Origin of the sequence: uncultured Lamprocystis sp., assembly GCF_903933125.1 — a bacterium.
Taxonomy (GTDB): domain Bacteria; phylum Pseudomonadota; class Gammaproteobacteria; order Chromatiales; family Chromatiaceae; genus Thiodictyon.
Genome location: NZ_CAIZIZ010000359.1, coordinates 1 through 8,982, shown reverse-complemented (window position 1 = coordinate 8,982; position 8,982 = coordinate 1). Strand labels below are relative to the sequence as shown.

Sequence of the window (8,982 nt, the reverse complement as noted above, 5' to 3'; positions counted from 1 at the left end):
CGGTGTTCGAGTCGCGGTGTTCGAGTTCACGGTGGGCCCCATCGCGGCCGGAGGCCGCTCCCACGGGGATCTTGGGAACCGTTCACGGTTGTTAAGTGTTCCAAACACAACGCTGAAGAATCGCCGCCCGCAGGGTGGCGGCGTCAAGGGGTTTACGCAGGATGAGCGGCGGTTCGGCTCCGGCGTGCGCGTCGCCCAGGACCGGCTGCTGGCCGGTCATCAGGATGACCGGGAGCTCGGGCCGCTCGCGCGCCAGTCGCTGCTGGAGGCGGATGCCGTCCAGCACCGGCATGGCGATGTCGGAGAGCACCAGATCGAAGGCGCCGTCTTGTTCGAGCAGATCGGAACAGGCCTGTCCGTGCTCGGCCAGGACCAGGCTGGCGCCCTCCAGGGTCAGGAGTCGGGCGAGCGCTTCGCGGATTTGCGGATCATCGTCCACCACCAACACGCGCAAACCGGCGAGCGACGGAGCCCCGGAGCGCTCCGCCGGTCCGGGTAAAGCGGCCGGGCGTAGCGAGTCCGGCCGGGGATCGGCGGCGCTGGGCTCGCGTGGCAACAGCAGCCGGAAACAAGCGCCGGCATGCAGCCGCGACTGAACGGCCAGTCCAGCCCCCGAGCGGGCAATGAACTCCTGCACCATAAAGAGCCCGAGGCCGTGGCCGCGCCGCGCGGCCGTGGTGGAGAACAGCGGATCGAAGATCCGCGGGAGGATGGCGGGTGCGATGCCGCTGCCGGTGTCGCTGACACTGAGATCCACACAGTCCATGGCGGCCAGGTGTCCGACCGCGAGCGGGGTGTCTTCTTCCCAATGATGAGGACGTGCCTGGATGGATAAGATGCCGCCGTCGGCCATGGCGTCACGGGCATTGAGCACGAGATTGAGCAGCGCCGACTGGAGAAAGGCGCTGTTGCTCCAGGCGGTGAGTCCGGGTGCAACGGTGACCCGCAGCGCGATGCCGGACGGCAGGATGTGGCGCAGGATGTGCTCCAGTTCGGCAATGGTCCGCCCCAGGTCCACGACTTCCAACGGCACGCGGCCGCCGCGGCTCAAGGCGAGGATGCCGGAGGTGACGACCTTGGCGTGCCCCAGGGCGCTTTGGGTCTCCTCCAGAACTTGGCGGACCTCCGGGTCGACAGGACACTGGTCAACGAGACAGGCGTCGAGATAGTAGATGTTGGCGCCGATCACACCCAGCAGGTTGTTGAAGTCGTGGGCCACGCCGCTGGCCAGGTGGCCGATGGCCTCGCGCTCCCGGGCCTCCATTAGGTCGCGCTGGACCTGTTCCTGACGCCGCACCGAGGCGATGCGCTGGGCGATCAGACGGATGATCTGGCGTTCCGGTTCTTGCAGTTGCGGGTGTCGCTGAAACCCCCAGAGTGCGAGTGTCAGGGTCGCGTGGGATCCGTCCGGGCGCGTGCCGTCGAAGGCCATGAGGATACCGCAGCTGAACCCCGCCGCGGTCGCGGCAGGGGGCAGCCGCTCCGGCGCGATCTGACAGGGGCTGCCCCGTTCCGCCAGGGTCTCCGCCAGCAGCGCGCGGCTGAGATCGGGGATGGCGCCGGTCGGAGCATCGTCGCGCAGCTTGGTCAGCGTCAGATGTCCGTGCGCCTCGTCGACGATCCCCAGGACCGCCGCGGTCATTCCCAACGCCTGGTAACCCAGGCGCAGCAGGGCGCGGACCTGTTCCGATGCCGGATGCGGCAGGCTGATCAGGTCGACCAGTTGTTCGAGTTGCGCGGCATAACGCGCCATGGCGTCTTCCAGAACCTGCTGACGTTCAGTGGCGGCGTGCAGCTCGGTGATGTCCTCGACCATCCGCAGCGGCAGCGGCGGTTCGCCGGGGCGGGTCGGCAGCAGGGCTACGCGCAGGTCGCCCCAGACGATGCGGCCATCCGGGTGCAGGTAGCGTTTGGTCATGCGGTACCCGGTCTGGCGGCCGGCGGTCAGCGCGCTGAATTCCGCGATGTCCCGGTCACGGTCGGCCGGGTGCGTCACGTCATCGAAAGGTATGCCGATCAACTCCTCCGCGGTGCGCCCGAGGAAGGCCGCCAGTGCACGGTTGGTCAGCATGATCCGCCGGTCCGGTCCGACCAGTGTCATGCCGATGGGGGCATTGTCGAAGATCGCGGCGAGCCGGCCCTCGCTCTCCTTGATGCGGTCCTGCGCCAGATAGCGCTCGGTGATGTCGGCATCCATCCCGCGGTAACCCAGCAGGCTGCCGTCGTCGGCCAGTAGCGGGGTGCCGTTGGTCAGCAGCCAGACCTGTTCCCCATCGCGCGTCCGGCAGCAGTTGGTGAAGTCTTTGAAAGGTGCCTTGCGGGCGAAGACCTCCAGGGCGGCGGCTTTGACCGACGCCTGATGCTCCGGGGCGAACAGCGTGTCATAGCAGGTGCCGACCAGCTCCGCTGGTCGATAGCCCAGCACCGCTTCGCACACCGGGCTGACATAGGTGTAACGTCCCTGGGCATCCACTTCCCAGGCGATGGCGCGGCTTTGGCGGGCCAGTTCGTCATAGCGGGTGTTGCTTGCACGCAGTTCCGCGGTCGCCCGTGCCCGCTCCATGGCCCCGGCCAGGACGCTGGCGAAGACCTGGAGGAAGTGCACCTCCACCTCGGACCAGTCCCGCGGGTGCCGCACCGCATCGAAGCCGATACAGCCCAGTAAGGTCTCCTCGACGATGAGAGGGACGACGAGGAGCGACTGGATGTTCTGGGCACGGAACAGCGCCTGCTCATTGGACCAGGTGGCGGGCAGGTCCGCCACCCGGTGAATGACGGCGGGGGCTCCGGCCCGCAGCCGGATCATGAGGGCCGGCAGCGCGGTCAAGGGGATGGCTCGACTGTTCCCGATCATCGGGGTGATGCCCTCGGCCGTCCATTCGATGGTGTTGCAGAGGGTGTCCGCGACCGTGTCGAGACGGAAATAATAGCTGCGCTCGGCCTGGCTGAAACGGCCGATGCGTGTGATCGCCCGCTCGGTCAGCGCGAGGATGTCCTGGTCGGGAACCTTGACGAACTCGGCGGCGAGGGCGAGCAACTCACCCACCATGGCCTCACGCTGGCGCACCGCCAATTCCGCCAGTTTGCGGGCCGTGATGTCCTGGATCGTTCCGTGAGATTTGAGCGGCCGGCCGTCCGCGGCGACTTCGGACTCGCAACAGTCGTGCACCCATTTGATCTGTCCGCTCGGCAGTAGCAACCGGTGTATCAGGTCATAGGGGGTGCGCTTGGCGAGGGCGTCCCAGTAGGCGCGTTCGACCATGGGTCGGTCGTCGGGGTGAATCGCGGCCAGCAGCGCCGCATAGGAGGGGGTGAAGTCCTGCGGTTCTTGCTCGAAAATGCGAAACACCTCGGGCGACCAGGACAGTTCGCCGGCGGCGATGTCCAGCTCCCAGGACCCCAGTTTGGCGATTTCCTGGGCCTTGAGCAGTGCCGTCCGGGTCCGCTCCACGGCGCGGCGGGCCTGGTACTCGGGCGTCACGTCGGTGAAAAATGCGACCAAGGTCGCGTCGTTACCGATGCGCGCCAGGCCGGGGGAGAGCTTGCAGTAAAAGATGCTGCCATCGCGCCGGCGGCAGGGCAGATCGAGAGCGGGTGCCGGATCGGCACCGGCGATACGTGTGTACTCGGACCGGACCAGCGGCAAGCTCTCGGCCGGGTGCAGGTCTTCCATCGTCAGACACTGGTCGTTCCATTCGGCCGCGGTGTAGCCGAAGAGACGCAACATGGAGCCGCTGCACCACAGCAGCCGCCAGGTCAGGGGATTCGCCTCCACGATGCCGTGCGGTGAGGACTCGACGATCGCGTTGAGGCGATGTTCCGTCTGCTCACGTCGATCCCGTTCTTGCCTGAGCGTCTGAAAGCCGGCGGCCAGCGACCTGGCCATCTCCGCTACGGCCTGTGTCAACTGACGGGTCTCGGTCAGCAACCCGGGTGGCGGCGGCTCCCAGGGCTGGTCATCGCCGATAGCGGTCGACAGGGTTTGTGTCCGCTCCGCGAGCCGTCGTAAGGGCGTCACGATGCGCCCGCTCAGCCAATAGGCCGCGGCCACCCCCAGCAGCGCGAGGGTCAGCAGCGCCGCAAGCAGGTGCATCACGCGCAGTTGGACCTGATGGATCAGGGGCGCAGCGCTGAACTCCATGACCAGCCGTTGGTTGGGGAGTGACGCCGTGGTCACGGGAAGATCCATGCGGTACCGGGCCTGACTCCAGAGCACCATGCGCGAGGCCGTGGGTTCGTCGGGCACCATGAGGAAGAGTTCGGGGTCCGCGGTGGGAATGCGTTGTCCCGGTTGCGGCCGTTTGCCGAGGGTCGGGGCCGCGGCGGGCAGGAGGGGTCCGGACTCCAGTCGCACTTGGGGGTTGGCTGCCGCGAGCAGCAGTTCGGTCAGGTGTTCGCCGAGCTGCTGCAGCGGGGCCGGCAGCCCGGTGGCGTCCGCGCCGCCGGCCGCGCGATCCGCGGCCAGTTGATCGAGCGTGAGTTGACCCGCGAGCTGTAGATGTTTCGCGTGTGTGGTCTCGAGATGTTCTTTGAGACCCAGATTCTCCCAGGAGGTGATCAGGAGTGTGGATCCCAGCATACCGGCCAGCAGGACACCGAACAGGACTTCGGCGAGCGGCAGCCCGGGCTGACGGCGACGCAGGTGTGCTGCCCCGATCAGCAGCAGTCCGGCGATGGCGGCGTTGAGAATGCCGTTGAGTGCTTGCTTGAAGGCAATCAGAAGGGTTGCGGTCCAGCCTATCTCGAGCCCGAACCGGTAACACAACACCACCAGCGGGATGCCGATCAGGAGCCAGTACAGGGTCGCCGAAACCGCCAGCGGCGGCGGGGTTCGGCCGCGTCGGCGCGCCCGCTCCCGGTGCCAGCCGATCGCCGCGGCCTCGGCGACCAGGATGATCAAGGCATAGGGATGATCCCACAGCAGCCAGGTATAGGCGCCCCCGGCCAGGGCCACGGCCAGACCGGCACCGGTGCCCAGTCGGGCCAGGGTCAGCAATACGGCGATGGAGCCGAACAGGATATCGACGCCGAAGAATAACGGCAGGCTGAAATAATTGCCGGCGATGGCCGCTGCGGCCAGCCCCAGGGTGAGCAACCGACGGTGGTCGGCGGTGGGGGGCCGGGCGGTGCCCATGCTGTTATCCATCGCGCCCACCGGTATCGGAACTGGGGTGCGCGACCCTGGGTTGGATGCCGTGGGTCACGGTGGGTCTCATGCTGTTGGTGGTGTTTGCCCGCGGGCCGCGCTGGATCAGGCCGCCCGGTTGGTGGTGTTCAATGCGGCACTGCGGGTCCGCACAAACTCAAGGATGTCCATCGGCCGCCCGAACAGATAGCCTTGGAGCAGGTCGGCACCGCTCTCAATCAAGACGCGCCATTGCGCTTCGGTTTCCACGCCCTCGGCGACCACCTTAAGACCGAGACTGTGCCCGAGGGCGATGATGGCGATCAGGACCTTCCTGGCTTTGGCCGAGTCGAACATCTCGGCGACGAACGACAGGTCGATCTTGATGGTATCGAAGGGGAGTTCGGTGAGTGCCCGGATGGAGGAATAGCCGGTGCCGAAATCGTCGACGGCCAGGGAGGCGCCGAGCAGACTGATCTGGGCCGCGAGCTCCCGTACCGGTTGGGAGTCGGCGATCCGCGCGGTCTCGGTCAGCTCCACGTGCACATGGCAACAGCCGGCCAAGCCTTCGATCAAGCGCCGCACGAGGGCGATCGTCGGCTGCTGCTCCAGTGTCGCGGCGGAGAGATTGACGGCCAGGAATTCGAGCTGCAAGGGTTCGAGATCCCTCGCGACCGCGATGATGCGCGTGAACAGGGCCGCGGTGAGCGGCAGGATCAGACCGGTGGATTCCGCCAGCGGAATGAATGCCGGGGCACCCAGGATCTGGCCGGAGGGCAGGCGGAGTCTGGCGAGCACCTCGGCGCCGCGTAACTGCCGGTCGGCGGCGGAGACGATCGGTTGGAAATACGGCTCGATGCGCCCTTCCTTGATGTGGATTTCCAGTTCGTGCGGCGTCAGGAGCGGTTCCGCGGCGGGGCGGATGAGCAGGGGCGCGGTACCGCCGCTACGCTCGGCAAGCAGGGGTGGTAGATCTCTGACGAGTTGTCCTTTACTGACCGCCCCCAGTACCAGGATGCCGCTCGCCTTGGCGATGCGTCGCGCGGTGTCGAGCAGGTCATCTCCCTGACCCGAGAGCAGGACGATAGGGACCTGGATCTGGGCTTCGGCGAGCCAGGCGATGATATCGATGCCGCTTTCCTGACCCAGCGACAGGTCCAGCAGCACCAGATCGGGCGCTTGACATTTTATCTGCGCCTTGAAGGTGGCGCTGGCGGTATGGAACTGGACCTCGTGGCCCAATTGCTTCGCGAAGCGGCGCAGCGCGGGTTCCATGCGGGGATCATCGTCGAGGCAGATGAGTTTCATAGTCCTTCGGGTCGGTGCGTCTTGGAAAAATGGACCTGATCCGCTGACTGGTCGGTTGAGACATAAGCATAGTGCCGGATGTCGTGAGTCATGGTAAAGACGTGTAAAGATGCGAGCCTCGAACCGTTTTTTTCAGGTTGACAGGATCTTGGTCTATCCTGAACAGTGTCGGGCTTTAGCGGACAGGAAGGGAGGACGACGCCATGGCAGATGCAGCACGAATTATTATTGTCGAGGACAACATCCCCTTCGCCAGAGCCGTGGCTCGCGGTCTGGAGTGCGATGGCTATGTGACGGTGCTGGCACCCAGCGGCGCCGAGTTGCGTCGCATCTACCGCAGTCAGGGTGCCGATCTGATCCTGCTCGATCTCGGCTTGAGCGGCGAGGATGGTATCGACCTGGCCGTTGAGTTGACCCGAACCACTCCGGTGGCAGTCATCATCATGACCGGACGCGACGAGATCGTGGATCGCATCCGCGGGTTGGACGCGGGGGCTGACGACTATGTGACCAAGCCCTTCGCGCAGGGCGAACTGAATGCCCGCATCCGCGCTGTCCTGCGGCGTCGGCAACCTGTGCTGGCCCAGGACACGACACTGCGTTTCGGACCCGTGCAACTGGATGCGAACACCCGCCAGGTGCGTTGCGATGGGGTGGCGGACGCCGCTGAACTGACCGAGATGGAGACCGCCATGCTCGATCACTTGATGCGCGCCGGGGGCCGGCCGGTCGAACGGGGCGCGTTGATGCAGCGTGTCAATTGGGATCCGACTGACCGCGCCGCCGATGTTCACATCGGCCACATCGGCCATATCAGGCGCAAGCTCAGTGACGCCGGGATCGACGTCCTGACGATCTGGGCGGTACGCGGTCGCGGCTACCGCTTGGCGCTGCGGGGGGAGTCCGACGAGAAGGAGGCTGCCGAGGGCCTTGATCGTTCCGATCGGTCGTGATCGCTCCGCGCAGACGATGAATGCCCCCCGTGGGAGCGGCGTCCCGCCGCGATGCGGTGCCGCGGTGACCCCGAACGCCGGGGGTACGCATCCGGCCCGTCGCGGCGGGACGCCGCTCCCACGGGGTCGCTGAGCGACTTTCACTCAGTCGAAAATCCGCGTCGGGTCGGTCACTCGGGCGGCGGCGAGCAGCCAGGTCTTGAACTGGTCCAGGTCGCGACAGGCGTGGATGCGCTCGCTGACCGCGGGGCTCGGCTCCAGGCCTCGCACGGCGAGGAGGGTCATAATGGCGTCCGCCAGGCCCGCGCGGGCTTCCTCGCGCCCGGTCTCCCGTCCCTCCTCCCGTCCTTCCTCCCGTCCCTCTTCCCGCACCGCCTCCAGGTCCGTGTAGCCGGCCCGTTGCAGCAGGTTGCGGAGCGTCGCCCGATCAGCCGCCGCGTGTTCAAATAGCGCTTCCACCGGCACCGGGTTGCGCAGGATGCCGGGCGCGGTGAGTGACTCGCCGACGGTTGCCAACAGCATGGGTTCGCCGGGGCGGTGGACCTCGACCCGGCGCGGACCCAGGAGCCGCACCACCCAGACAGCGCGGCTGCCGCCGCGCAACAGTTCGCCGATCTTGGTCTGGAGATCGGCCTCGTCCTGGCCGACACTCGCATATTCCACCGCCAGGAGCGGCACGCCCGGAATCCATCCGCGTCCGCTCGGCGGCGCCGCAACGGCCACGTCCGGTGCCCGCAGGGTGCCGGGCTCCGGCGAGAACCCCGCATCGACTCCAACCCATTCCACGTCCGGGTCGCTGGCGATCACCGCCGCCCCGGTGAGGCTGCGGCTGGCATGCTCCGGCCCGGCGGGTGCGCAATAAATGGGGTGGCCGTTCGATAGCTCGTAACGGTCGCCATCGTGCAACTGATCCGCCCGAAAGGGGCCGGAGCCGGATTGGTGTTGGGACTGGCCCATGGCGATTAGCCCTCGCGGGTTGGTATCTCTCGATTCTAGTCCGATCGCCCCGCAATCGCCTCCGATGACAGCCATCGAACCTGATAGTCGGACGTAGGGGCGGGTTTCAAACCCGCCCCGACACCCAGGCTCTGTCCGGATATCAGGTACGAACGCTATACCTGCACGGCCAGCCGGAGGTTGAAGCTTCAGTTGGATGCGGGGGCGCCGCCCGCTAAAGCGTCGGCCTCCGGTTGCGTTGCACCGGTCGCGGGGGGGCGGGCCAGCGGGGTGCGAAGGCCGTTGGGTCTGGTGAGTACGTGAGGCGACCCGTGCGGAGCGCTCAAACAGGTTCGGACACGCTACCGCCCTACCCTGTCAGTGGCGGGCATGGCCGAGGTCAGCTGTTCGCACCTGTTCGAAATGGTCGTTCAGCCCTTAAACTAGGGGTTATGCTAACGTGGATGAGGCGCGGCGGCAAGGTGGTTTGGCTGTTTGGTTAGTGGAGCACCTCGTCGAGGGTCTGGGCGGTCAGGATGCGGTCGGACCACGCCAACAGGGTTTCGGAGTCGGCGTGCGTGATGCGCTCGCGTACCGTCTCGGGGGGCGGACCGAACTTGCGGGCGATTAGGCGCAAGAGCATGGCGGCTTCGCCCTCTT

4 protein-coding genes are annotated in these 8,982 nt (G+C 66.6%); 1 reads left to right on the top strand and 3 read right to left on the bottom strand.

Going from position 1 to position 8,982, the window contains the following annotated elements; genetic code table 11:
- Positions 1-91 precede the first annotated feature (91 nt).
- Together QZY03_RS18645 and QZY03_RS18640 are read right to left on the bottom strand one after the other, a co-directional pair.
- Positions 92-5,146 (bottom strand): PAS domain S-box protein, encoded by a 5,055-nt coding sequence (locus QZY03_RS18645; RefSeq protein ID WP_295583662.1) that lies wholly within the window; start codon positions 5,144-5,146, stop codon positions 92-94.
- 105 nt (positions 5,147-5,251) lie between these two features.
- Positions 5,252-6,433, bottom strand: coding sequence for an EAL domain-containing protein (locus QZY03_RS18640; protein ID WP_295583661.1), 1,182 nt, complete (start codon positions 6,431-6,433; stop codon positions 5,252-5,254).
- Between the two features lie 203 nt (positions 6,434-6,636).
- Here QZY03_RS18640 and QZY03_RS18635 point away from each other — a divergent pair, with 203 nt between their 5' ends.
- Positions 6,637-7,386 (top strand): response regulator transcription factor, encoded by a 750-nt coding sequence (locus QZY03_RS18635; protein ID WP_295583660.1) that lies wholly within the window; start codon positions 6,637-6,639, stop codon positions 7,384-7,386.
- 144 nt (positions 7,387-7,530) lie between these two features.
- Here QZY03_RS18635 and QZY03_RS18630 read toward each other — a convergent pair whose 3' ends face one another.
- Positions 7,531-8,343 (bottom strand): Uma2 family endonuclease, encoded by an 813-nt coding sequence (locus QZY03_RS18630; protein ID WP_295583659.1) that lies wholly within the window; start codon positions 8,341-8,343, stop codon positions 7,531-7,533.
- Positions 8,344-8,982 lie beyond the last annotated feature (639 nt).